Annotated in this window: 19 protein-coding genes; 13 read left to right on the top strand and 6 right to left on the bottom strand. The window is 72.6% G+C overall.

The window, feature by feature from the left end:
* Positions 1-232 precede the first annotated feature (232 nt).
* The 7 genes from KS423_RS10845 (at position 233) to KS423_RS10815 (ending at position 8,637) form a co-directional block, all read left to right on the top strand.
* Complete coding sequence (locus KS423_RS10845) at positions 233-1,696, top strand: catalase (protein ID WP_224277672.1); 1,464 nt, start codon at positions 233-235, stop codon at positions 1,694-1,696.
* 335 nt (positions 1,697-2,031) lie between these two features.
* The gene (locus KS423_RS10840; protein WP_374119936.1) at positions 2,032-2,811 is read left to right on the top strand and encodes an IclR family transcriptional regulator; all 780 of its coding nucleotides are present in this window, start codon (positions 2,032-2,034) and stop codon (positions 2,809-2,811) included.
* Positions 2,812-3,017: 206 nt separating this feature from the next.
* Positions 3,018-3,935 carry a metal-dependent hydrolase gene (locus KS423_RS10835; RefSeq protein WP_224277670.1) on the top strand — a complete coding sequence of 306 codons (918 nt, stop codon included), beginning with the start codon at positions 3,018-3,020 and terminating at the stop codon, positions 3,933-3,935.
* Between the two features lie 172 nt (positions 3,936-4,107).
* Positions 4,108-5,196: a PDR/VanB family oxidoreductase gene (locus KS423_RS10830; RefSeq protein ID WP_224277667.1), complete on the top strand. Its 1,089-nt coding sequence runs from the start codon at positions 4,108-4,110 to the stop codon at positions 5,194-5,196.
* A gap of 13 nt (positions 5,197-5,209) precedes the next feature.
* On the top strand, positions 5,210-6,190 hold the full coding sequence (locus KS423_RS10825) for a M24 family metallopeptidase (protein WP_224277665.1): 981 nt from the start codon (positions 5,210-5,212) through the stop codon (positions 6,188-6,190).
* On the top strand, positions 6,187-7,947 hold the full coding sequence (locus tag KS423_RS10820) for an SDR family oxidoreductase (RefSeq protein WP_224277663.1): 1,761 nt from the start codon (positions 6,187-6,189) through the stop codon (positions 7,945-7,947). Before KS423_RS10825 ends, KS423_RS10820 begins: the two co-directional genes overlap by 4 nt.
* Positions 7,948-8,016: 69 nt before the next feature.
* The gene (locus tag KS423_RS10815; RefSeq protein WP_224277661.1) at positions 8,017-8,637 is read left to right on the top strand and encodes a LysE family translocator; all 621 of its coding nucleotides are present in this window, start codon (positions 8,017-8,019) and stop codon (positions 8,635-8,637) included.
* Positions 8,638-8,818: 181 nt separating this feature from the next.
* Here KS423_RS10815 and KS423_RS10810 read toward each other — a convergent pair whose 3' ends face one another.
* The 5 genes from KS423_RS10810 to KS423_RS10790 all read right to left on the bottom strand — a co-directional run bounded on the left by KS423_RS10810 (position 8,819) and on the right by KS423_RS10790 (position 15,648).
* Entirely contained in the window at positions 8,819-10,015 is a 1,197-nt protein-coding gene (locus KS423_RS10810; RefSeq protein WP_224277659.1) for an XdhC/CoxI family protein, read from the bottom strand.
* A gap of 132 nt (positions 10,016-10,147) precedes the next feature.
* On the bottom strand, positions 10,148-11,629 hold the full coding sequence (locus KS423_RS10805; protein ID WP_224277657.1) for an NCS2 family permease: 1,482 nt from the start codon (positions 11,627-11,629) through the stop codon (positions 10,148-10,150).
* A gap of 271 nt (positions 11,630-11,900) precedes the next feature.
* The gene (pucD, locus tag KS423_RS10800) at positions 11,901-14,252 is read right to left on the bottom strand and encodes a xanthine dehydrogenase subunit D (protein WP_224277676.1); all 2,352 of its coding nucleotides are present in this window, start codon (positions 14,250-14,252) and stop codon (positions 11,901-11,903) included.
* A 23-nt stretch (positions 14,253-14,275) separates the two neighbouring features.
* Positions 14,276-14,764 (bottom strand): (2Fe-2S)-binding protein, encoded by a 489-nt coding sequence (locus KS423_RS10795; protein ID WP_224277655.1) that lies wholly within the window; start codon positions 14,762-14,764, stop codon positions 14,276-14,278.
* Positions 14,761-15,648, bottom strand: coding sequence for a xanthine dehydrogenase family protein subunit M (locus tag KS423_RS10790; RefSeq protein ID WP_224277653.1), 888 nt, complete (start codon positions 15,646-15,648; stop codon positions 14,761-14,763). The genes KS423_RS10795 and KS423_RS10790 overlap by 4 nt, the downstream gene beginning before the upstream one ends.
* A 300-nt stretch (positions 15,649-15,948) precedes the next feature.
* Between KS423_RS10790 and KS423_RS10785 the strand changes: the two genes are divergently transcribed.
* Positions 15,949-17,556, top strand: coding sequence for a PucR family transcriptional regulator (locus tag KS423_RS10785; protein WP_224277651.1), 1,608 nt, complete (start codon positions 15,949-15,951; stop codon positions 17,554-17,556).
* 84 nt (positions 17,557-17,640) lie between these two features.
* On the opposite strand, the gene KS423_RS10780 is transcribed toward KS423_RS10785, so the two are convergent.
* Positions 17,641-18,768: an esterase family protein gene (locus tag KS423_RS10780; protein WP_224277649.1), complete on the bottom strand. Its 1,128-nt coding sequence runs from the start codon at positions 18,766-18,768 to the stop codon at positions 17,641-17,643.
* A 316-nt stretch (positions 18,769-19,084) separates the two neighbouring features.
* Between KS423_RS10780 and KS423_RS10775 the strand changes: the two genes are divergently transcribed.
* The 5 genes from KS423_RS10775 (at position 19,085) to ggt (ending at position 25,225) form a co-directional block, all read left to right on the top strand.
* Positions 19,085-20,098, top strand: a complete 1,014-nt coding sequence (locus tag KS423_RS10775; protein ID WP_374119937.1) for a sugar ABC transporter substrate-binding protein — start codon at positions 19,085-19,087, stop codon at positions 20,096-20,098.
* A complete protein-coding gene (locus tag KS423_RS10770; protein WP_224277645.1) occupies positions 20,095-21,141 on the top strand; it encodes an ABC transporter permease in 1,047 nt (348 codons plus the stop codon). The genes KS423_RS10775 and KS423_RS10770 overlap by 4 nt, the downstream gene beginning before the upstream one ends.
* 130 nt (positions 21,142-21,271) lie before the next feature.
* Complete coding sequence (locus KS423_RS10765) at positions 21,272-22,117, top strand: ATP-binding cassette domain-containing protein (RefSeq protein WP_224277644.1); 846 nt, start codon at positions 21,272-21,274, stop codon at positions 22,115-22,117.
* Positions 22,114-23,220 (top strand): ROK family glucokinase, encoded by a 1,107-nt coding sequence (locus tag KS423_RS10760; RefSeq protein WP_374119935.1) that lies wholly within the window; start codon positions 22,114-22,116, stop codon positions 23,218-23,220. The genes KS423_RS10765 and KS423_RS10760 overlap by 4 nt, the downstream gene beginning before the upstream one ends.
* 214 nt (positions 23,221-23,434) lie before the next feature.
* Positions 23,435-25,225, top strand: coding sequence for a gamma-glutamyltransferase (gene ggt, locus KS423_RS10755; RefSeq protein WP_224277643.1), 1,791 nt, complete (start codon positions 23,435-23,437; stop codon positions 25,223-25,225).
* Positions 25,226-25,237: the final 12 nt, after the last annotated feature.

The following is a 25,237-nucleotide window of genomic DNA, read 5'->3' as shown; positions in this document are numbered from 1 at the left end:
GGGCCGGGCTCGGCGCCGACGAGGCCGCCGCGCTGACCGCCGCCCGCCCGGCGGCCGGGCCGGCCGCGGCCGAGACCGTCGTCCGGAGCCTGTTCGGCAACTGACCGGCCGCCACCGCCATCTCCTCGGCGCTCCTCGGCGCTCCTCGGTGCCGAATTTGACGTCACGTCACGTCACGTCACGTCACATCACTCTCCACGCACCGCCGTTATCGACACCTGAAGGACCCTCCATGTCCAAGATCCTGACCACGGAGTCCGGCGCCCCGGTCGCCGACAACCAGAACTCGGCATCGGCCGGCGAGTACGGCCCGCTGCTGATCCAGGACCAGCAGCTGCTGGAGAAGCTGGCCCGGTTCAACCGCGAGCGCATCCCGGAGCGCGTGGTGCACGCCCGCGGCTCCGGTGCGTACGGCTACTTCGAGGTCACCGACGAGGTCGCGCGGTACACCCGGGCGGGCTTCCTCTCCGAGGTCGGCAAGCGCACCGAGGTCTTCCTGCGCTTCTCCACCGTGGCCGGCAACCTGGGCGCGAGCGACGCGGTGCGCGACCCGCGCGGGTTCGCGGTGAAGTTCTACTACACCGAGGAGGGCAACTACGACCTCGTCGGCAACAACACCCCGGTGTTCTTCATCAAGGACCCGATCAAGTTTCCCGACTTCATCCACTCGCAGAAGCGCGACCCGTACACCGGCGTGCAGGAGGCGGACAACGTCTGGGACTTCTGGGCCCACTCGCCGGCCTCGACCCACCAGATCACCTGGCTGTTCGGCGACCGCGGCATCCCCGCCTCGTACCGCCACATGAACGGCTACGGCTCGCACACCTACCAGTGGGTCAACGCCGACGGCGACGCGTACTGGGTGAAGTACCACTTCAAGACCAACCAGGGCATCCGCTGCCTGGACGGCGCCCAGGCCGCCGAGACGGTCGGCGGAGACGCCGACTCGCACCAGCGCGACCTCCACCAGGCCATCGAGCGCGGGGTGTTCCCGTCCTGGACCCTCTACGTCCAGCTGATGCCGGTCGCCGAGGCCGCGGACTACCGCTTCAACCCCTTCGACCTCACCAAGGTGTGGCCGCACATCGACTACCCGCTGGTCAAGGTCGGCCGCCTGGTACTCAACAGGAACCCGGAGAACGTCTTCGCCGAGGTCGAGCAGGCCGCGTTCTCGCCGAACAACTTCGTGCCCGGCACCGGCCCGTCCCCGGACAAGATGCTCCAGGGCCGCCTGTTCGCCTACGCGGACGCCCAGCGCTACCGCCTCGGCGTCAACCACACCCAGCTGCCGGTGAACGCCCCGCGCGCCACCGAGGCCGCCAACTACGGCCGGGACGGCTACATGGCCGCCAACAGCGCCGGTCGCGGCAAGAACTACGAGCCCAACTCGTACGACGGCCCTGCCCAGACCGGCGACGTACTGGCCACGCCGGTCGCGGTGGCGGGCCACACCGGCACCTACACCACCCCGGCGCACACCAAGGACGACGACTTCTTCCAGGCCGGCGAGCTGTACCGGCTGATGTCCGCAGGTGAGAGGACCCGCCTGATCGACAACATCGCGGGCTTCCTGGCGCAGGTCTCGCGTGACGACGTGGTGGAGAAGAACCTCGCCCACTTCCACGCTGCGGACGAGGAGTACGGCGCCCGGCTGGCCGCCGCCGTCGCCAAGCTGCGGGCGGGCGACGAGAGCTGACACCTCCCGCACGACGGGCCCTTCCACCGGGGCAGTGGGACGGGGCCCGTCGTGGTGTCGCCGACGTCAGCCGGTTCCGGCGGTGATCGTCCGGGCCCGGCCGTCCGGGAACCGGACGTACCCGCGCGCGGCGACCGGCTGGTTCGCCCCCCGGACCATGGCGGTCCAGAACGGCGGGGTCCTGCCGTCGAGGGACTCGCAGTCCGTCAACGGCCCGGCGGCTTCTGCACGGAACGTCCACGGATATGTACGGACGGCAGCCGTCGGAGCCGCTGGGTCGATACGCTGGTGGGTGCCCGCGGTCGCTCCGTGGGGGGACATCGGAAGGGGACGACATGTCGACACCAGCCCCGGGTCGTCACGCCGCGCTGGACCAGGGTCTGATGGGCCCGCTCACCTCCCTCCAGCACGCCCTCAGACTGCTGGAGGCGGTCGACCGCCACCCCGACGGCGCCACCCTGGTGTCCCTCGCCAGGGAGACCTCGCTCGGGCTTCCGACCGTGCGTCGGCTCGCCGAGATCCTGGAGGTCGAGGGCTACCTCCAGTGTCAGGACGGGGGTTGGCTGCTGGGCGGCACCTTCGCCCTGCTCGGCCAGCACAACCGGGAGCAGCTGGTGAAGGCCCGACTCGACCGCAAGCTCGCCGAACTCCGGGACGAGTTGGGTGCCGCGGTGTACTTCAGCCGGTACCACGACGGTGAGTTGACGGTGGAGGCGGTCTCGGCCGCCGACTGCGCGCCGGCCGTGCAGGAATGGGTGGACTTCCGGGCCACCGCGCACGCCAGCGCGATCGGCAAGTGCCTGCTCAGCCAGCTGGACGCGGACGGCCGGCGCGACCACCTCTCCCGGCACCCGGTCGCCCGGCTCACCTCCCACACCGTCACCGACGCCGACCAGCTGATGCACCGGCTGGAGCGACAGCCGGCCACGGTGCCGGTGCTGGACATCCAGGAGTACGCGCTGGGCACGGTGTGCGCGGCCGTGCCGATCACGGCGGGCAGCACGGTCGGCTGCCTGGCCACCTCGATGCCGGTGGACAACATCCACAAACTGAAGGCCGCCGCGGAGCTGCTCGCGGCCCGGGCGGCGCCGCTGATGCTGGCGATGGCGGTCTGACGGCCGGCCGACGACCGCGCACATGAGTTCGAGGAAGCCCTGCCGGGAAGTCGGCGGGGCTTCGCGCGTTTCCCGCGGTGGCCGCCGGTGTGCGGCACTTATTAGACTCGATGTCGATAAGACTCGCCGAGGCCCTTGTCCCGGGGGCTACCCGCGAGTACGTTTCCCTGAGCCGAGCCGCCGCCCCCAGGTCAGGAGGGCCTGCCATGCCCCGTTCCGCCCCCGTCCCCGCCCTCGCCGCCCCCGCGGCGCGCGTGCACGACGGCCTCGTCCTGGAGCCCCGGGACGTCCACTTCGAATGGGCCCAGCTGCCGCTGCACTGGATCCCTGACGAGCCGATGGCCACCCACGTCATCAACGTGCTGCACCTGCTGCTGCCGGAGGGGGAGCGGTGGTTCGTCAAGGTGTTCAAGGAGGCGCTGCCGCTCATCCGGGACGAGCAACTGCGCGAGGAGGTCCTTGGGTTCATCGGGCAGGAGGCCATTCACGCCGAGGCGCACCAGGAGGTCCTGGACCACCTGCTCGGCCAGGGGCTCGACCCGCGGCCGTACGTCCGGCAGATCTCCTGGCTGTTCCGGCGCGTCCTCGGCGACAAGCCGGGGCTGACGCCGGCCCGGCGACGGGAGAACCTCATCGAGCGGGTCGCCTTCATCGCGGCAATCGAGCACTTCACCGCCTTCCTCGGCAACTGGGCGCTCAACTCCCCGGGCCTGGACCGGGCCAAGGCCGACCCGACCATGCTGGACCTGCTGCGCTGGCACGGCGCGGAGGAGGTCGAGCACCGCAGTGTCGCCTACGACCTGATGGTGCACCTGGACCCGGGCTACCTGCGCCGGGTGCGCGGGATGGTGTTCTCCGGGCCGCTGCTGGTCCACCTCTGGGTGCGCGGCGCCCGCTTCCTGCTCGCCGCCGACCCCACCCTGAAGGGGCGGCTCAAGCCCACCTGGCGGGAGGCGGGCCGGATCGCCAGGCGCGGACTGCTGCCGGACCCGGTCAAGTCGATCCGCTCCGGGCTGCGCTACCTGCGGCCGGGCTACCACCCGACCCAGGAGGGCTCGTCCAGCCAGGCGCTGGGCTACCTCGCCACCTCCCCGGCCGCCCGTGCGGCCGCCGGGCGCGGCTGACGGGTGACGGGGTTCAGAGTTCAGAGTTTGGAGTTCAGAGTTCAGCGAACAGAAAACGTTATCTGTTCGCTGAACTCTGTTCGCCGGACTCCGAAGTCTGACGTCTGAAACCTGTCACCCGCTCCCCGCCACCCGCCGCCCGCCCTCTCCCGACGCCCAAGGATCCCGCCGGATGGACCTGCTCACCCCACCCCCCGACCTCTACGGCCGCCCCCGCGCCGACGGCTTCATCCGATGGCTCACCGCCTTCGGCGACCGGTACTCCCCGGCCCTCGGCGGCCCGCTGCTGCGCCGCAACCCCCGCCGGCCGCTCAGCCGCCCCACTCAGCCGCTCCGGCTGGTCGTCGCCGAGCGCCGCCAACTGACCGCCGACGTCATCGAGTTGATACTCGTCGACCCCTCCGGCGGCCCGCTGCCCGGCTGGCAGCCCGGCGCCCACCTGCGCCTCGCCCTGCCCTCCGGCCGCGAGCGCCACTACTCCCTCAGCGGCGACCCGGCCGACCGCACCGCCTACTCCATCGCCGTCCGGCGGCTGCCCGAGGGCGGCGGCGGGTCCGTCGAGGTCCACGACGCGCTGTACCCCGGCACCCGGCTCACCGCCCGCCGCCCGCGCAACGGCTTCGCCTTCTGCGCCGAGCCCGCCGTCCTCCTGCTGGCAGGCGGCATCGGCATCACCCCGCTGCTCCCGATGGCCCGCGAGGCGCAGCGGCACGGCCTGGACTGGCGCCTGGTGCACGTCGGCCGCAGCGCCGACACCCTCCCGTACACGGACGAGCTGCGCGCCCTCGACCCGCACCGGGTGGTGCTGCGCACCGACGACGAGCACGGCGGCGTCCCCACCGGCCCGGAGCTGCTCGCCCTCGCCCCGCGTGGCGCCGCCGTCTACTGCTGCGGGCCGGCCCCGATGCTCGCCGCCGTGCAGCGTGCCCTGGACGGTTCCCCGGCCGCCTCCCTGCACTTCGAGCGCTTCGGCGCCGCCCCGGTCACCGGCGGTGAGCCGTTCACCGTCCGCCTCGGCACCGAAGGCCCCACCCTCGACGTCCCCGCCGACCGTTCCGCCCTGGACGTGCTGCGCGAGACCCGACCGGACCTCCCGTACTCCTGCCACCAGGGCTTCTGCGGCACCTGCGAGGTCCGCGTGCTGGCCGGCTCGCCCGACCACCGGGACCGCCGCCTCACCCCCGAGCAGCGTGCCGCCGGCGCCCTGCTGCCCTGTGTCTCCCGGGCCGCCGAGGGCGAGACCCTCGTGCTCGACCTCTAGAAGGAGTCCTGCCATGGCGAAAGCGACCCCCGCCTTCCGCTACACCGAGCGCGACCTCGCCCGCTTCCGCGAGACCCAGCAGCTCGCCTACGACTGCGCCGAACAGGTCGCCGCCTGGATCGAACCCGGCGTCACCGAGCGGCAGGCCACTGCCGAGCTGCGCCGCCGCCTGGTCGCCGCCGGGGTCCAGGACTTCTTCCACGTCCCCTTCGCCTGGTTCGGCGACCGGACGGCGTTCCGGCACTTCCGCACCCCGCTGCAGTTCTTCGCCGGCAACCGACGGCTGGAGGAGGGCATGCCGTACGTACTGGACTGCGCGCCCGTGGTGGACGGCTACACCGCCGACATCGGCTACGGCGGCAAGGTCGGCGAGAACCGGGTCTGGGACCGCCTGGCCGCCGACCTGAAGGTCTACCGCGAGCTGATCCTCGTCGAGGTGCGGGCCCGCAAGCCGCTCGCCGAGGTGTACGCCGCGGTGGACGCCCAGCTCGCCGCGCACGGCTACGACAACCGCCACCAGGTCTACCCGGGCCGGGTGATCGGCCATCAGGTCACCCGCAACACCGCGCGCGGCCCGGCCGGGGTGAACGTCTTCGGCTTCGGCGTGCGCACCCTCCAGACCCTCGGCCGCGAGCTCATCTCCGAACGCCTGCACGGCCGTTCGCCGCTCTGGGCGGACGGTCGCTCCTCCCGGCACGCGCCCACCCCGGGCCTGTGGGCGGTCGAGCCGCACATCGGCTTCCGCGGCGTGGGCATCAAGTTCGAGGAGCTGCTGGTGGTCACCGAGGACGACGCCTACTGGCTCGACGACGACCTGCCGCACGTCCGCCGTTGGACCGCCACCGCCGGGCAGACTGCCGTCGAGCCGACCACCGTCGAGCCGACCACCGCCGAGCAGACCGCCACCGGGCAGACTGCCGTCGAGCCGACCACCGAGCGGGCCGCCACCGAGCCGACCGCTGCCGAGCCGACCACCCTGGAGGCCACCCGATGACGCACCCGACGACCAGCCGGACGAAGCGCCCGGCGGCGCCCCCGGTCCGCCGCCGCACCGTCCACTCCGGCGGCCTCGCGCTCGCCGTCTTCGAGCAGGGCGACCCGGGCGCCCCCACCGTCCTCCTTGTGCACGGCTACCCCGACTCCCACGCCGTCTGGGACGACATCGCCGCCGACCTCGCCCGCGACCACCACGTGGTCCGCTACGACGTGCGCGGCGCCGGCGAGTCGGCCGCCCCCGCCGACCGGTCCGGCTACCGCCTGGAGCAGCTCGCCGAGGACCTGTTCGCCGTCGCCGACGCCGTCAGCCCGGACCGCCCGGTGCACCTGCTCGCCCACGACTGGGGCTCGATCCAGTCCTGGGAGGCCGTCACCGCACCCGGCGCCGAGCGCCGGATCGCCTCGTACACCACCCTGTCCGGCCCCAGCCTGGACCACATGGGCCACTGGCTGCGCCACCGGCTGCGCCGCCCCACCCCGCGCCACCTGGGGCAGCTGCTGCACCAGGGCCTGCACTCCTGGTACATCACCGCCTTCCACCTGCCCTACCTCGCCCCCGGCATCTGGCGCCTCGGCCTGGCCCGGGCCTGGCCGCGGGTGCTGCGCGACCTGGAGCACGTCACCCCGCGCGCCGACCACCCGCAGCCCACCCTGCGCCGCGACGCGGTCCGCGGCATCGAGCTGTACCGGGCCAACTTCCGCCCCACCCTGGGCCGTCCGCGCGAACGGCGGACCGAGGTGCCGGTCCAGCTGATCACCCTCACCCGGGACCGGTACGTCGGCACCTACCTCTCCGAGGGACTGGAGCGCTGGGTGAGCGACCTGACCCGCAGGACGCTGCACGCCGGCCACTGGTCGGCGCTGCTGGAGAAGGGAGCCACCGTGGCCGGACTGGTCCGCGAGTTCACCGCCCGCATCGACGAGGGGCGGTCCCGACCGGCCGAGGGCGACGGCCGGCTGGTCGTGGTCACCGGCGGCGGCAGCGGCATCGGCCGGGCCACCGCGCTCGCCTTCGCCGAGGACGGTGCCCGGGTGGTGGTCTGCGACCTCGACCTCGCGGCTGCCGAGCGCACCGCCGAGCTGGCCTCGCTGATCGGTCCGAAGGCACACGCCCACCGGGTGGACGTCTCCGACGGCGCCGCGATGGACGCCTTCGCACAGACCGTCGCCGCCGAGTACGGGGTGCCCGACGTGATGGTCAACAACGCGGGCATCGGCCACTCCGGGACGTTCCTGCAGACCACCGAGAAGGAGTGGCAGCGGGTCCTGGACGTCAACCTCTGGGGCGTGATCCACGGCTGCCGCGCCTTCGGCACCCTGATGGCCGACCGCGGCCAGGGCGGCCACATCGTCAACGTCTCCTCCGCCGCGGCCTACCTGCCCTCCAAGGCGCTCACCGCCTACGCCACCAGCAAGGCCGCGGTGTTCATGCTCTCCGACTGCCTGCGCGCCGAGTTGGTCGGCCACGGCATCGGCGTCTCCACCATCTGCCCCGGCATCGTCAACACCAACATCACCCGCACCTCCACCTTCTCCGCCACCACCTCCACCGAACAGGCCGCCAAGCAGGCCCGCGCCGCGAAGCTCTACGCCCGCCGCGGCTTCCCGCCGGAGAAGGTCGCCACCGCCATCCTCACCGCGGTCCGCACCGGCAGGCCCGTGGTCCCCGTCACCCCCGAGGCCAAGGCCGCCCGACTGCTCTCCCGGCTCAGCCCCGGCCTCCTCCGCCTCGCCGCCCGCCTCAACGTCACCTGACCCGGTCGCCGGCAGATACGCCCCGGGTGGCCCGCAGCGCCGCCCGGGGCTGTGAGAGCATCGAGGCCCATGGAGATGACGACGGCCCTGTGGTCCTTCGCCCTTGTCGTGGGGCTGCTCACGCTCACGCCCGGGCTCGACACCGCGCTGATCCTGCGGACCTCGGCCCTGGGGCGCCGACGGCAGGCGTGGGGGGTCGTGCTGGGGATCCAGACCGGGACACTGCTCTGGGGGACGCTGACCTCGGCCGGGGTGACGGCGCTGCTGACCGCCTCGCAGGTGGCGTACGAGATCCTGCGCTGGGCGGGCGCCGCGTACCTGGTGTGGATGGGCATCGGGATGCTGCGCAAGCGGGGCGGCGAGGCGGCGGCCGAGGAGGAGCCGGAGGACGGCGGGTTCGCGCACGGCTGGCGGCGGGGCACGCTGACCAACCTGCTGAACCCCAAGGTCGGGGTCTTCTACGTGGCCGTGCTGCCGCAGTTCATCCCGGCCGGCGCCCCGCACTTCGTCGCCGGTGTGGCGCTGACCTGCGTACACGTCGTGGAGGGCCTGCTCTGGTCGACCGTCCTGGTGGGCTTCGCCCAGGTGCTGCGCGGCTGGCTGCGCCGGCCGGCCGCCCGGCGGCTGATGGACCGGGTGACCGGCGCGGTCGTGGTGGGCTTCGGCGTGAAGCTGGCGCTGACCGACTGACCGACTGACCGACTGACCGACTGACCGCCTGACCGAGGCCGTCGCCCGGGCCCCGGTGGCGACCTCCGGCAGGGCACGCGTGATCCCTGCTCCTTCCCCGGGCTCGGGGCGGGTCCGCACCTCCGGCCGCCCGTCGCGCCGGTGGCCACGCAACGTGAGCGGCGCCGGAGCCGTGTGCGGCTCAGGCCGCGTGGGTACGGGGCGTCGGGCCGCCCGCCGTGTCACCCTCCGTCGCCGTTCGCGACACGTCGTGGTGGATCGGCCCGTCCGAGGCACTCAGCGGCAGGCAGCTGCCGCCGCGTCGGTGGGCGATGATCTCGGCGGCGACCGAGACCGCCGTCTCCTCCGGGGTCCGCGAGCCGAGGTCCAGCCCGATCGGGGAGCGCAGCCGGGCCAGTTCGGCCTCGGTGAGCCCCGCCTCGCGCAGCCGGGCCGCGCGGTCCCGGTGGGTGCGGCGCGAGCCCATCGCGCCGACGTAGCCGACCGGCAGCCGCAGGGCGCGTTCCAGCAGCGGGATGTCGAACTTGGCGTCGTGCGTGAGCACGCAGAGCACGGTCCGCCCGTCGATCCGGCCGAGCTGGGAGTCCAGGTAGCGGTGCGGCCAGTCGACCGCCACCTCGTCGGCCTCGGGGAAGCGGCGGGCGGTGGCGAAGACCGGCCGGGCGTCGCAGACGGTCACGTGGTAGCCCAGGAACTTTCCGATCCGCACCACCGCGGCCGCGAAGTCGATCGCCCCGAACACCAGCATCCGCGGCGCGGGCACGTACGATTCGACGAAGCAGGTGACGGTGCCCTGCCGGTGCTCGTCGCAGAGGCGTCCGTCCAGGCCGAGCACGAGCCGGCCGGTGCGTCCGGCCTCCAGCATCGCCCGGGCCTGCGCGACGATCGCCCGCTCCAGCCCGCCGACCGTCGAGGGCGTCGGCGAGAGCACGCCGGCGACGCCGTCGGCGGTGACGGCCAGCGTGGCCCCGACCATCCGGCCCGGCCCGGCGATCACCCGCACCAGCGCCACCGGCGTGCCGGCCGCGATGTGCGCGATCCCGGCGTCCAGCCCGGCGTCGGCCCCCGGCACCACCGGCTGGACGAACACGTCCAGGACGCCGCCGCAGGTCAGACCCACCGCGAAGGCGTCCTCGTCGCTGTACCCGAAGCGTTCCAGCACCGGCCGGCCGCTCGCGATCGCGGCCTGGCACAGCTCGTACACCGCGCCCTCGACGCATCCGCCGGAGATGCTGCCGACCGCCTCGCCGTCCGCGTCCACGGCCAGCGCCGCCCCGGGGTCGCGCGGAGCGCTGCCGGAGACGCCGACCACGGTGGCCACGGCGAAGGAGCGCCCGGACGCGTGCCAGGCCCGCAGCTGCTCGGCGATGTCCTGCATAGGGAGGCTCCTTACACGGTTTCGACAGTAGCGGGAGGCGCCGCCGTACGGGAAACGATCCCGTACGGCGGCGGTAGTGCCCAGTGCGGCGGCGCCCGGCCGGCGGCGGCGCCCGGCCGGCGGTGCGGACGGCTAGTGCACGCCCAGCCAGGACTTGATCGGGGTGATCGCGAAGTACACCACGAACACCGCGGTGAGGATCCACATCAGCGGCCCGGGCTCGCGCGGGCGCCCCAGCCCGGCCTTGATGGCGGTGTACGAGATGACGCCGGCCGCGACGCCCGCGGTGATGCTGTACGTGAACGGCATCAGCGCGCAGGTGAGGAAGGCCGGGACGGCCACCTCCCGGTCGGACCAGTCGATGTGCCGGGCCTGGCTCATCATCATCGAGCCGATCACCACCAGGGCGGCCGAGGCCACCTCGACCGGGACGATCCCGGCGATCGGCGAGAAGAACAGCATCAGCGCGAACAGGGCGCCGGTGACGGTGGAGGCGAGCCCGGTGCGGGCGCCGTCGCCGACGCCGGTGGCGGACTCGACGAAGACGGTCTGCCCGGAGGCGCCCGCCAGGCCGCCGACCGCGCCGCCCGCGCCGTCGATGAACAGCGCCTTGGACAGCCCGGGCATCCGGCCCCGCCGGTCGGCCAGTCCGGCCTCGGTGCCGACGCCGATGATGGTGGCCATCGCGTCGAAGAAGCCGGCCAGCACCAGGGTGAACACCGCGACCGAGGCGCTGATCGCGCCCATGCCGCGGCCGCCGAACGCGCCGAACAGGTCGATGTCGCCGAACAGGCTGAAGTCGGGTGCGGAGACCGGGCTGCCGGGCCAGACCGGCACCGAGTTCTTCCAGGCCTCGGCCGGCACGTGCGCGGCCTTGTTGACGATCATCGCGAGCACGGTGCCGCCGGCGATGCCGATCAGGATCGCGCCGCGGACGCCGCGCGCCATCAGCACGAAGATCGTCAGCAGGGTGACGCAGAAGACCAGCACCGGCCAGCCGGCCAGCTCGCCGGTCGGGCCGAGCGAGAGCGGGGTGGGACCACCGGTGTGCATGAACCCGGCCTTGTAGAGGCCGATCACCGTGACGAACAGGCCGATGCCGATGGTGATGGCGTGCTTGAGTGGCAGCGGGATGCCGTTCATGATCCTTTCGCGCAGTCCGGAGACCACCAGCAGCACGATCAGCAGGCCGTAGATCACGCACAGGCCCATGGCCTGCGGCCAGGTGGTGTGCGGGACGACCAGCGCGGAGACCGCGCCGGAGACCGAGAGCCCGGCGGCGAGGGCGAGCGGCACATTGCCGACCAGGCCCATCAGGACGGTGGTGACGGCGGCGGCCAGCGCGGTGGCGGTGGTCAGCGCGGCGTGGTCCAGCTTGACGCCGGTGACGTCCGCGCCGCTCAGGATGAGCGGGTTGAGCAGGATGATGTACGCCATCGCCATGAAGGTGGTGAGCCCACCGCGCAGTTCGTCGGCGAGGGTCGATCCCCGGGCCGAGATCTTGAAGTAGGCGTCCAGTGCGCCGGTGGGGCGTGGTGCCGGGGGCGACGGGTGGGTGTCGTCCTCGACGGGTCTGTCTTCGGTGGTGCCGGGCTCCGTGGGGATCCTGGTCATGTCCACTCCCAAGTGTCAAAGGGGGTTGGGGTGGGCGAGCCGACCTGACTGCCGGTCAACGAAGCGGCGTAGGGGGACGTATCGACTCACTGGGGGCACTCGCGAGACGAGGGGAGTGCCGGCGGTGCATCCGAGCGTGGTGCGCACCGCTGCGAACCCCGGCGCGGGCAGGGCAGCGGAGGTGGGGGTGGGGGTGCCCCGGGGCGGCGGGGAGGACGGTCACCGCCCCGGGGGAGTGCCGACGGGCAGGCTGTTCCCGGCGGTTCGGCGCTCAGCCCGGCTGTTCGGTGGTCAGGTGCTCCGGCCGGACCGGGATCCGGTTGAGCGCCAGCCCGGTGGCGTTGCGGATGGCGGCCACGATGGACGGCGTCGCCGAGACTGTCGGCGCCTCGCCGACCCCGCGCAGCCCGTACGGCGCGTTGGGGTCGGGCAGTTCGAGCACCTCCACCGGGATCGGCGGGGTGTCCAGGATGGTGGGGATCAGGTAGTCGGTGAAGGAGGCGTTGCGCACCTTGCCGTCCCGCACGATGATCTCCTCCATCACCGCGAGGCCCAGGGCCTGGGTGCAGCCGCCCTGGATCTGGCCGACCACGGAGAGCGGGTTGAGCGCCTTGCCGACGTCCTGGACGGCGGTGAGCTCGACCACCTTGACCAGGCCGAGCTCCACGTCCACGTCCACCACCGCACGGTTGGCGCAGAAGCTGTACTGGACGTGGCCGAAGCCCTGACCGGTCTCCTTGTCGAAGGGCTGGGTGGGCCGGTGGTGGTGCTCGCGGGTGAGGTCGACGGCCTCGTCGCCGAGCAGGTCGGCCATGGAGACCAGCACCCCGGCGCTCTTCGAGACCACCTTGCCGCCGGCCAGCGCCAGGTCGTCGTGGGTCCAGCCGTAGCGCCGACGGCCCCTGTCGAGCAGCTCCCGGCGCACCGCCTCGGCGGCCAGCTTCACCGCGCCGCCGGTCATGTACGTCTGGCGCGAGGCGGAGGTCGAACCGGCCGACCCCACCTCGGTGTTGGCCGGATGGATGGTGACCTGCTCGACGCCCAGCTCGGTGCGGGCGATCTGGGCGTGCACGGTGACGCCGCCCTGGCCGACCTCGGCCATCGCGGTGTGCACCACGGCGACCGGTTCGCCGCCGATCACCTCCAGCCGCACCCGGGCGGTGGAGTAGTCGTCGAAGCCCTCGGAGAAGCCGACGTTCTTGATGCCGACCGAGTAGCCGACGCCGCGCACGATCCCCTCGCCGTGCGAGGTGTTGGACAGCGCGCCGGGCAGCCGGCGCAGGTCCGGGTGCTCGGTGTCCAGCGGCGGCGGCAGCGGCATCTCCTTGGCCCGCCGGAGCAGTTCGGCCACCGGCGCGGGCGAGTCGATCTGCTGGCCGGTGGGCATGAAGTCGCCTTCGGACATCGCGTTGAGCTGCCGCAACTCCACCGGGTCCATGCCCAGTTCGGCGGCCAGCTTGTCCATCTGCGACTCGTAGCCGAACGCCGCCTGCACCGCGCCGAAGCCGCGCATCGCCCCGCAGGACGGGTTGTTGCTGTACAGCGCGATGGCGTGCATCCGCACGTTCGGGATCACGTACGGGCCGTGCCCGAGCGAGGCCGCGTTGCCGACCACGGCGGGGGAGGCGGAGGCGTACGCGCCGCCGTCCAGGACGATCCGGCAGTCGGCGAAGACCAGCCTGCCGTCCCGGGTCGCGCCGTGCTCGTAGTGCATCCGCGCCGGGTGGCGGTGCACGTGGCCGAAGAAGGACTCGTCCCGGGAGTAGACGATCTTGACCGGCTTGCCGGTGTGCAGGGCCAGCAGGCAGGCGTGGATCTGCATCGACAGGTCCTCGCGGCCGCCGAACGCGCCGCCGACGCCGGCCAGGGTGAGCCGGATCTTCTCCTCCGGCAGGTCGAGCACCGGCGCCATCTGCTGGCGGTCGACGTGCAGCCACTGGGTGGCGACGTAGAGGTCGATGCCGCCGTCCTCGGCGGGCACCGCGAGGCCGGACTCCGGGCCGAGGAAGGCCTGGTCCTGCATGCCGACCTCGTAGTCGCCGCTGACGATCACGTCCGCCAGCGCCCGCACCTCGTCGGTCACGCCCAGGCCGGAGACGAGCTTCTGCTCGTGGCAGATGTTGCCGTGCGCATGGGACTTGTACTCGTGCGGCTCGTGCACGTACCCGTGCGTCTCCGGGTCGAGGCACTGCTCCTCGGTGACGATCGGGGTGAGCACCTCGTACTCGACCGCGATCTTCTTCACCGCGCGGCGGGCCGTCTCCGGATGGTCGGCGGCCACCAGCGCGATCGCCTCGCCGTGGTACCGGATCCTGTCGATGGCCAGGGCCGGCTGGTCCTGGATCTCCAGGCCGTAGTACTTGGAACCGGGGATGTCCTCGTGCGTCAGCACCGCGTGCACCCCGGGCACCTTGAGCGCCTCGGAGATGTCCACCGAGAGGATGTTCGCCCGGGGGTGCGGCGAGCGCAGTGCCGTGCCCCAGAGCATGTCCTCGTGCCACAGGTCGGAGGAGTAGGCGAACTCGCCCCGGACCTTCAGGTTGCCGTCCGGGCGCAGCGGCGAGCCGCCGATGCCGTCCTTGGACGCCTGGTTGATGTTCTGGAGGTTCTTCTGCCCCTGGATGGTCCGCTGGATGGTCCGCTCGTTCACGCCGCACCGGCCTTCCCCGCGCACTTGCGGGCCGAAGCCAGCCGCACCGCGTCCATGATCTTCTCGTAGCCGGTGCAGCGGCACAGGTTGCCGGACAGCGCCTCGCGGATGTCGTCGTCGCTCGGCTGCGGGTCGTCCTCCAGCAGCGCGTCGGTCTGCACCAGCAGGCCGGGGGTGCAGAAGCCGCACTGGACGGCGCCGGCGTCGACGAACGCCTGCTGGACCAGGCCCAGTTCGCCGTCCTCCGTGCTCAGGCCCTCGACCGTGCGCACCTCGCGGTCCTGCACCTGGCCGGCCGCGACCAGGCAGGAGCAGACCGGGACGCCGTCCAGGTAGACCGTGCAGGAGCCGCACTCGCCCTGCTCGCAGGCGTTCTTCGAGCCCGGCAGGCCGACCCGCTCGCGCAGCACGTACAGCAGGCTCTCGCCCTCCCACACGTCGTCGGCCTCGACCGGCCTGCCGTTGGCGGTGAAAGTGACCCTCATGCCGCGCTCCTGATCTGCTTGCTGTAGTCGGTCCAGGTCCAGGTGAGGGTGCGGCGGGCCATCACGGCGAGCGCGTGCCGGCGGTAGTCGGCGGTGCCCCGGACGTCGTCGATCGGCGAGGCCGCGGCCTTCACCAGCTCGCCGAAGCGCTGGACCACCTCGGTGCCCAGCAGCTCCCCGGACTCCCACAGGCCGCGCTCGGCGAGCACGTTCTGGAGGTACTCCTCGGCCTCGACGGCGCGCCGCGGCGTGGGGGCGGCCGAGCCGATGCCGGTGCCGACGGTTCCGTTCCGGGGGTGCAGGGCGAAGCCGAACGCGCAGACCGCGATCACCATGGCGTTGCGGGTGCCGATCTTCGAGAACTGCTGCGGTCCGTCCGCCACCGGGATGTGCACGGTCCGGATCAGCTCGTCGGCCTCCAGGCTGTTGCGCTTCACCCCGACGTAGAAGTCGTCGATCGGAATCAGCCGGGTGCCGCGCACCGAGACCGCCTCGACGAACACGTCCCGCCCGGCCGCCAGCAGCGCCGGGTGCGAGTCGCCGGCCGGAGAGGCCGCCCCGAGGTTGCCGCCGACGCTGCCGCGGTTGCGGATCTGCGGCGAGCCGACGGTGCGGGCCGCCAGCGCCAGCCCGGGCAGCGGAGCGGACAGCTCCGCGATGATCCGGGCGTACGGGACCGCGGCGCCGAGCCTGACGACGCTGCCGTCGTTCGACCATTCGGCGAGTTCGGCGATGCGGTTCAGGTCGAGAATGGCGGATGGCCGGTGCACGTCGAAGTTCAGTTCGACCATGACGTCCGTGCCGCCCGAGACGGGCAGCGCGGTCGGGTACTCGGCCTTCGCCGCGAGCGCCTCGTCCCAGGTGGCGGGCCGAAGAAACTCCATGCGGGTGTCTCCTCAAGTCGTCGCCCGCCGGGTGTCCGGCGGCGTGTCGCCCAGTGAACCGCTGTGACGCGGCCCACTGGCAGTCACCGATGGCATGAAGCCCCGGCTGTGAGCCCGCCCGGCATCCTGTACGTTCCTCTAAGGAGGAGAATCTCGCAGCCCAGGTGTTCACCGGGTGCTACCTACGACCGTAATCCGGCCGTGACGCGCGGGCTACGGGCCCGCGCGCACACCCGTTCGGCCAGGCCCTATCGTTACCCCTTCATCCCTCCCCCCCCAGCCCCGTTAAGGAGTCCGCGGATGCGCGTCCGTGACCTGCTCGCCCCCGGCGCCCCGCGACTGCGCCTGCTCGCGGCCGAGGAAGAGCTGGACCGGCAGGTCAGCGGTGTGATGACGACGGACCTCCAGGACCCGGGCCGCTACCTGCACGGCGGCGAACTGGTGCTCACCGGCATGCTCTGGCGCACCGTCCCGGCCGACTCCGAGCGCTTCGTCCGCACCCTCGCGGCCGGCGGCGCGGTCGCCCTGGCCGCCGGCGAGGCCGAGGTCGGCCCGGTGCCCGAGGACCTGGTCGAGGCCTGTCGCCGGCACCGGATGCCGCTGCTCGCCGTCCCCGACGACATCGCCTTCGGCACCGTGACCGAGTTCATCGGCCGCCAGGTCTCCGCCGACCGCGCGGCCGACCTCGCCGCCCTGGTCGACCGGCACCGCCTGCTGGTCTCGGCGGCCGGCGGCGGCGGACTGGACGCGGTGCTGGACCTGCTCGGCGGCGACCTCGACCTGGACTGCTGGGTGCTCACCCCGACCGGCGCGGTGATCGCCGGCCCCGCGGACCGGCTCTCCGCCCAGGACCGCGACCAGCTGGTCCGCGCCCACCTCGCCGCCCAGCGCCAGCGCCGCCGCCCCCCGCACCGGGTCCGGCTGGCGGCCGGCTCCTACTCGCTGCTGCCCGCCCCGGCCTCCGCCGAGCAGGACGCGCCGCAGGCCGAATGCGCGCTGGCCGACTGGGTGCTCGCGGTGGCCGGCGACGTCACCGAGTGGACCACCAAGCGCCAGCAGCTCGCCGAGAACCTGGCCCGGCTGGTCGCCGCCGAGCGCCACCGCCGCGACGAGGGCCGCCGGCTGCGCCGCCGGCTCGCCGACGAGGTGCTCGCCCTGCTGCGCCGCGACGCCGACCCGGCCGAGATCAGCCGCACCCTCTACGCCTCCTCGGCGATGGCCGCCCGCTACGAGATCCCCGAGTCCAAGTCCCAGGCGGAGGAGGGCTCCTGGCTGGTGCTCAGCGCCGAGGGCACCGGCCTGCCGGAGGGCGCCGTACGGGCGGTGCTGGAGGAGGCGCTCGGCGGCATCACCGACCGCGCGCTGGTCGCCGGGACGGGCATCGGCGCGGTGGTGGTGCTGCCCGCCCTGGAAGGCCCGGTGCCCGCCGACACCCTGCGCGAACTGCTCGCCCCGCTGGAGGCCGGGCTCGGCTCGGAGGGCCGGATCACCCTCGGGGTCTCCGCTCCCGCCTCCGAGGCCGGCGGCCTGCGCGGCGCCCTGGAGGAGGCCCGGCACGCCCGCCGGATCGCCGCCTCCCGGGTCGGCCGGGTCTGCGTCGCGGGCCCCGAGGAACTCGCCTCGCACGTGCTGCTGCTGGCCGCCGTCCCGGACGAGGTGCGCCGCGCCTTCCGCAGCCGGCTGCTGGACAAGGTGATCGCGTACGACATCGAGCACCAGGCGGACCTGGTCCGCACCCTGGAGGCCTTCCTGCGTTCGGACGGCTCCTGGACCCGCTGCGCCGCGCAGCTGCACGTCCACGTGAACACCCTGCGGTACCGGATCGGCCGGATCGAGGAGCTGACCGGACGTGACCTCTCCCGGCTGGAGGACCGGGTGGACTTCTACCTGGCGCTGGAACTGGCCTGACGGCACGCCCCGAAACGCGGGAGGGCCCGCCGCGACCACTGGTCGCGGCGGGCCCTCGTCGTACGGTCCGCTACTGCCGGTCCGCTACTGCACCGGGATGACCGAGGTCAGCCACTCGAAGGCGCCCGGGACCATCTTCTTCCACTGCTCGGTGGTGTGCGGGCCGGAGCCCTCCTCGACCTGGACGGTGGTCGGGGCCTTGGCGGTGGCGCGGATCGCCTCGCCGTCCTCGTAGCCGTCGCCCTTGGAGCCGCTGACCAGCAGGGCGACCTTCGGCGGCTGCGGGGCGGTCTTCAGGATGTTGACCGGGTTGTTGGCCTCGCGCAGCTTGGCGTCCTTGCCGACCAGGGAGTCCGGCTCACGGGCCGGGTCGTTGTAGCCGGACATCGCGATGGCGGCCCGGTACCGGTTGGGGTGGGACAGCGACAGCTTGGCGGCGCAGTGCGCGCCGGCCGAGTAGCCGGCGATCGCCCAGCGGTCCGCGGACGGGTCGGCGCGGAAGTTGTCCAGCACCATCTGCGGGACGTCGCGGGTGACCCAGGCGTCGGCGTTGACCTTGCCGGCGATGTCGGTGCAGCCCGCGTCCTGGTTGTTCAGCAGCTTGGTGCGGGGCGAGACCAGGATGAACGGCGCGACCTTGCCCTGCTGCATCAGCGGTTTGAGCTGCTCGGAGACCTTGAGGGTGCCGTACCAGGTGGAGGAGGAGCCGGGGTAGCCCGGGATCAGCTCGACCACGGGGAACTTCTTGTCCTTGAACGCCGGGTCGTTGTACTGCGGCGGCAGCCAGACCAGCACCTCGCCGTCGACCCCGGACACCTGTCCCTTGAGCTCGGTCTTCTGTACGTCGCCCGGGACGAGCGGGTCGTTCACGCCGCCGAAGCTCTGCTTGACCTTCGGCGGCTCCTTGGCGGCGTCATTGCTCTGGCCCGGAACGGCGGCCGGGTCGATCGGCGCCACCTTGGGCACCGCGCGGACGTGGTCGCCGGTGCCCAGCAGGTCGTCCCAGTTGCCGTAGATCAGGTTGGCGTTGTTGACCATCACGAAGACCATCAGGACGGCCGTGACCTGACAGAACATGATCATGATGATCCGGGTGAGATAGCGAACCGGCTGCGGGCCGCCGACCTTCCCCCAGAACAGCAGCGCCACCGCGATGGACACCGGCACCAGGATGACGGTGAGGAGGAAGAATGGCGTACCTGTCAGTTCCATCGAGTTCTCGTATCCGGGTCGCACGCCGCCCGGGCCCCACTCGCCCGAACGCACGTCAATGGCATTGGACGGCGATGGACCGGTGATCGGTTGCCGTCCGAATCTGTGCGGAACCTGAGAGGAACATCACGTTCTTGTGATGAACCCCTTCGGATCGGCGCCTAGTCTGCCACCCGGACGGACGTCGTCCGGACGGGCTGCTCAGCGAACTACCAGGAACGGTCCCCCGGGGCACCTTACCTCCCAGGCCGTGCGCGCTGCTGGGCGAGGCGGTGCGATCCCGCGCGACCGGGGCAGGGAGACTATGGGGATGAGCATCACCCGCTTTCGCCCGTCCCGCCGCTTCTGGCCCGTGTGTGCCCTCCTGGCACTCGCGGTCACCGCGGCCGGTTGCAGCAGTACCGGAGGAAGACGCGCCGAGGAGGCCCGCGCCAAGGCCGCGGCCACCGGCGGCAGCGCCGTCACCACCCCGCGCTGGAAGGTCGCCATGGTGACCCACGCCGGAGCCGGCGACGCCTTCTGGGACACTGTGCGCAAGGGCGCCGAGCAGGCCGCCGCCAAGGACAACATCACCTTCCTGTACTCCAACGACGCGCAGACCCAGAACCAGGTCCAGCTCGTCCAGGCCGCCATCGACCAGAAGGTCGACGGCCTGCTGGTCACCCTCGCCAAGGGCGACGCCATGGCCGACGTCCTCGGCAAGGCCAAGGCCGCCGGCATCCCCGTGATCACCATCAACTCCGGCCAGGAGTACTCGCAGAAGTTCGGCGCGCTCACCCACATCGGCCAGGACGAGGCCACCGCCGGCCAGGCGGCCGGCACCGAGCTGGCCTCGCGCGGCCGCAAGAACGTGCTCTGCGTGATCCACGAGCAGGGCAACGTCGGCCAGGAGCAGCGCTGCTCCGGCGCCCGGTCCAAGGCCGGCGGCTCCTTCCAGGTGCTCTACGTCAACGGCGTCGACATGCCCGACGCCCGCGCCGCGATCTCCGCCAAGCTCCAGGCCGACCCGGCCATCGACACCGTGCTCACCCTCTCCGGCCCGATGGCCGCCACCGGCCTCCAGGCCGTCCAGGACTCCCACCGCAGCGTCGAGCTGGACACCTTCGACCTGGGCACGCAGGTGGTGTCCGGACTCAAGTCCGGCAGCGTCGGATTCGCCGTCGACCAGCAGCCCTACCTCCAGGGCTACACCGGCGTCGACCTGCTCTGGCTGTACAAGTACAACCTGAACATGCTCGGCGGCGGCAAGCCCGTCGAGACCGGCCCGCAGATCCTGACCAAGGACAACGCCGACGCGCTCGCCGAGTACGTCGCGAGGGGGACCAGGTGAGCACCCCCGACCTCCTCGCCCAGGACGGCCTGGTCGACGGGCGCCCTGCGGCCCTGCGGCGGCTCCTCGCCCGTCCCGAGCTGGGCTCGCTGATCGCCGCCGTCGCGGTCTTCGTGGTCTTCGCCGTGGTCGCCGAACCCTTCCTGCGGGTCTCCTCGCTGGGCACCGTGCTGTACGCGGCCTCCACCATCGGGATCATGGCGGTGCCGGTCTCGCTGCTGATGATCGGCGGCGAGTTCGACCTCTCGGCCGGCGTGCTGGTCACCACCGCCGCGCTGACCTCCTCGATGGTCTCGTACCAGTTCACCGCGGTGACCTGGGTCGGCGTGCTGGTCTCGCTGGCGACGACGCTGGCCGTCGGCTGGTTCAACGGATGGATGCTCGGCCGCACCAGGCTGCCCAGCTTCATCGTCACGCTCGGCACCTTCCTGATGCTGACCGGCGCGAACCTGGGCGTCACCAAGGCGATCTCCGGCACCGTCTCCACCAAACCGATCTCCGACATGGAGGGCTTCGCCTCCTGCCGCTGGCTGTTCGCCTCCGAGGTGACCGTCGGCGGGCTGGCGATCAAGGCCACCGTCTGGTGGTGGCTCGGCCTGCTCGTGGTCGGCAGCTGGGTGCTGCTGCGCACCCGCTTCGGCAACTGGATCTTCGCGGTCGGCGGCGACGCGGCCGCGGCCCGCGCGGTCGGCGTGCCGGTCGCCCGGACCAAGACCGTGCTCTACCTGGGCGTCGGCTTCGGCGCCTGGGTGCTCGGCCAGCACCTGCTGTTCTCCTTCGACACCGTGCAGTCCGGCGAGGGTGTCGGCAACGAGCTGATCTACATCGTCGCGGCCGTCATCGGTGGCTGCCTGATCACCGGCGGCTACGGCTCGGTGGTCGGTTCCGCGCTCGGTGCGCTGATCTTCGGCATGGCCAGCAAGGGGATCATCTACGCCCAGTGGAACCCGGACTGGTTCAAGTTCTTCCTCGGCGCGATGCTGCTGATGGCCGCGCTGCTGAACGCCTACGTCAAGCGCCGGGCCGAACGGGGGCCGCGATGAGCGAGCGGAGCAGGAGGGTACCCGCCCCCAGCCTGGCGGCCGGGAGGTGCCCCCAGGTCGGAGGCCAGGAGAGAATCATGAAGAGGTACGCGTGGGCGGACGCCCCTGCCGGGCGGAGCGAGGTGGGCGCATGAGTACCGGGGTTCCGACCGGCGACGAACTGCTCTCCCTCGACGGCGTCGGCAAGAGCTACGGCACCGTCCGGGCGCTCCAGGACGTCTCGCTGACCCTGCGGGCCGGCGAGATCAGCTGCGTGCTCGGTGACAACGGGGCCGGCAAGTCCACCCTGATCAAGATCATCGCGGGGCTGCACCAGCACGACGAGGGCCGCTACACCGTGGAGGGCGAGGAGGTCCGCCTCGACTCCCCGCGCCAGGCCCTCGACCGCGGCATCGCCACCGTCTACCAGGACCTCGCGGTCGTCCCGCTGATGCCGGTCTGGCGCAACTTCTTCCTCGGTTCCGAGCAGGGCATGCGCCGTTGGGGCGGCCTGCGGCTGGACGCCGACGGGATGCGCGCCACCACGCGTGAGGCGCTCGCCCGGATGGGCATCGACCTGCACGACGTCGACCGGCCGATCGGCACCCTCTCCGGCGGGCAGCGCCAGTGCGTGGCGATCGCCCGCGCGGTGCACTTCGGCGCCAAGGTGCTGATCCTGGACGAGCCCACCGCCGCGCTCGGCGTCAAGCAGTCCGGGGTGGTGCTCAAGTACGTCACCGCCGCCCGCGACGCCGGGCTCGGGGTCGTGCTGATCACCCACAACCCGCATCACGCGTACCTGGTCGGCGACCACTTCACCCTGCTCAAGCGGGGCCGGATGGCGGGCAGCCACCCGCGTGCCGAGATCAGCCTCGAACAGCTCACCACCGAGATGGCCGGCGGCTCCGACCTCGCCGAGCTCTCGCACGAGCTGGCCCGACCCTCCGTTTCCGACCCCAGTGGTTCCGACCCCCGTGAGGAGCGTCCGCAGCCGTGACCAGCTCCCAGGGCAGCACCCGCCCGCCCGTCCTGCCCACCCTGCTCGGCCTCGGCCCGCGCGCCGAGCGCCGCCGCCGCGCCCTGCCCGCCGGGATACTGCGACTGCCCACCATCGGCGTCGACATCGGCGGCACCAAGGTGGTCGCCGGGGTGGTGGACGGTGAGGGCAAGGTGCTGGAGAAGCTGCGTACGGACACGCCGCACAAGAGCAAGAGCCCCACGGTGGTCGAGGACGTCATCGTCGAGCTGGTGCTCCAGCTCGCCGACCGGCACGACGTCCATGCCGTCGGGATCGGCGCGGCCGGCTGGGTCGACGCCGACCGCTCCAACGTGTTGTTCGCCCCGCACCTCAACTGGCGCAACGAGCCGCTCCAGCAGGCGCTCAGCGAGCGGCTGCGGTTCCCGGTGATCGTGGAGAACGACGCCAACGCGGCGGCCTGGGCCGAGTGGCGCTTCGGCGCCGGGCGCGGCGAGGACCACATGGTGATGCTCACCCTGGGCACCGGCATCGGCGGCGCGGTGGTCCGGGACGGCTACGTGGACCGCGGCAAGTACGGCCTGGCAGGCGAGTTCGGGCACATGCAGGTGCTGCCCGGCGGCCACCGCTGTCCGTGCGGCAACCGGGGCTGCTGGGAGCAGTACTCCTCCGGCAACGCGCTGGTGCGCGACGCGCGCGAGCTGGTCGCCGAGGAGTCCCCGGTGGTGCAGCCGTTGCTGGCCCGGGCGGGCGGCGTGGTCGAGGGCATCACCGGCCCGCTGGTCACCGAGGCCGCCCAGGACGGCGACCCGACCGCGACCGAGCTGCTCTACGAGGTCGGCACCTGGCTCGGCGTCGGCATCGCCAACCTGGCCGCCGCGCTGGACCCGGGCCGCTTCGTGATCGGCGGCGGGGTCTCGGAGGCGGGCGACCTGCTGCTCGGGCCGGCCCGGGACACCTTCCGCCGCACCCTCACCGGGCGCGGCTTCCGCCCGGAGGCCACCATCGTGCACGCCGCCCTCGGCAACGAGGCCGGCCTCGTCGGCGCCGCCGACCTCGCCCGGCAGGTGGCGCGGCGCTTCCGGACGATCAAGCGGCGGCGGGTGGAGCGCAGCGCGCTGTAGCGGCGCCGGCGGACGGATTTCAGCGAACAGGATTCAGCCGACAGATTTCAGATAACAGATTTCGTCTTCTGTTATCTGAAATCCGTCGGCTGTCTGCTGTGCCCACACCATCTGCCGCCCTGTCAACTACCGATTGGTAGCGGCACGGTGTGGTTGTCGGATGATGCCTCCTGTGGAACAACTGATGAGTTGACGTCGACTCAGGAGGACTCGGATGAGGGCTCTGACCCGTCTCGCGCCGTCGCTGTTACTCACCACCGCCCTGGTCTGGTCCGGCGTCGGGCCGGCCGGCGCCGCGGCCCCGCCGTCGAAGGTTCCGGAGGCGGTGGGCTGGGGCGGGGCGGTGGCCAGCGTCGACGCCGACGCCACCGCTGCCGGGATCGAGGTGCTGCGCAAGGGCGGCAACGCGGTGGACGCGGCCGTCGCCGCCGCCGCGGCCCTCGGGGTCACCGAGCCCTACTCCTCCGGCATCGGTGGCGGCGGGTACTTCGTCTACTACGACCACGCCACCGGCCGGGTGCACACCATCGACGGCCGCGAGACCGCCGGCCGCACCGCCGACACCGGCCTGTTCCTGGAGGACGGCAAACCGCTGGCCTTCGCCGACGCCGTCACCAGCGGCCTGTCCGTCGGCGTCCCCGGCACCCCCGCCACCTGGGACGCCGCGTTGCGCCACTGGGGCACCCGCTCGCTCGCCCAGAACCTCGAACCGGCCGAGCGGATCGCCGACAACGGCTTCGTCGTGGACGGCACCTTCCACACCCAGACCGCCGACAACTACGCCCGGTTCAAGGACTTCCCGGCCACCGCCGAGCTCTACCTGCCGAACGGCAAGCCCCCCGAGGTCGGCAGCGTGCTGCGCAACCCCGACCTCGCCGCCACCTACCGGCTGCTCGCCAAGGACGGCGTCAAGGCGTTCTACCAGGGCGAGTTGGCCGGGGACATCGTCAACACCGTGCAGCACCCGCCGGTCGACCCGGCCTCCGGCCGCAACGCCCGCCCCGGCAAGGTCGACACCACCGACCTCGCCGCCTACCGGGTCCGCGACCAGGCGCCCACCCACGTCTCGCACGGCGCCTACGACGTCTACACGATGGCCCCCTCCAGCTCCGGCGGCACCACCGTCGGCGAGGCGCTCAACATCCTGGAGGACGGCGGCGACGTCTCGACCTACAGCAGCACCCAGTACTACCACCACTTCCTGGAGGCCTCCCGGATCTCCTTCGCCGACCGCAACCGCTGGGTCGGCGACCCGGCCTTCAGCGACGTCCCCACCAGGCAGCTGCTCTCCGAGCGCTACGCCGCCTCCCGGGCCTGCCTGATCAGCCCGGACCGCGCGCTCACCAGCCCGCTCGCCCCCGGCGACCCGCGCCACCCGGTTCCCTGCGCCGACACCGGCCAGGCCGGCGCCGAGCCGTACGAGGGCCCCAACACCACCCACCTGACGGTCGCCGACCGCTGGGGCAACATCGCCTCCTACACGCTCTCCATCGAGCAGACCGGCGGCAGCGGCATCATCGTCCCCGGCCGGGGCTTCCTGCTCAACAACGAGCTGACCGACTTCGACTTCACCCCGCTCGCCCCCGGCGTCCCCGACCCCAACCTGCCGGGCCCGGGCAAGCGGCCGCGCTCCTCGATGTCCCCGACGATCGTGCTGCGCGACGGCGAACCGCTGCTCGCCACCGGCAGCCCCGGCGGCGCGACCATCATCACCACCACCCTCCAGGTGCTGCTCGGGCGGCTCGACCGGGGGCTGAGCCTGGAGCAGGCGATCGCCGCGCCGCGCGCCAGCCAGCGCAACAACGCCTCCACCCAGGCCGAGCCCGCCTTCCTGGCACTGCCCGAGCGGGCCGCGCTGGAGGGCATCGGGCACAGCTTCGTCAACGGCGGCGAGATAGGCGCCGCCACCGGCGTGGAACGGCTGCCGGACGGGCGCTGGGTGGCCGCCGCCGAACCGGTGCGGCGCGGCGGCGGCTCGGCCGCGGTGGTCCGGCCCGCGCGCTGATCGGGCCGGCCT

It is taken from the genome of Streptomyces sp. LS1784, from assembly GCF_020103755.1.
Taxonomy (GTDB): Bacteria; Actinomycetota; Actinomycetes; order Streptomycetales; family Streptomycetaceae; genus Kitasatospora.
Note: the sequence above shows the minus strand (reverse complement) of the source record. Positions and strands in the feature narration are given on the sequence as shown.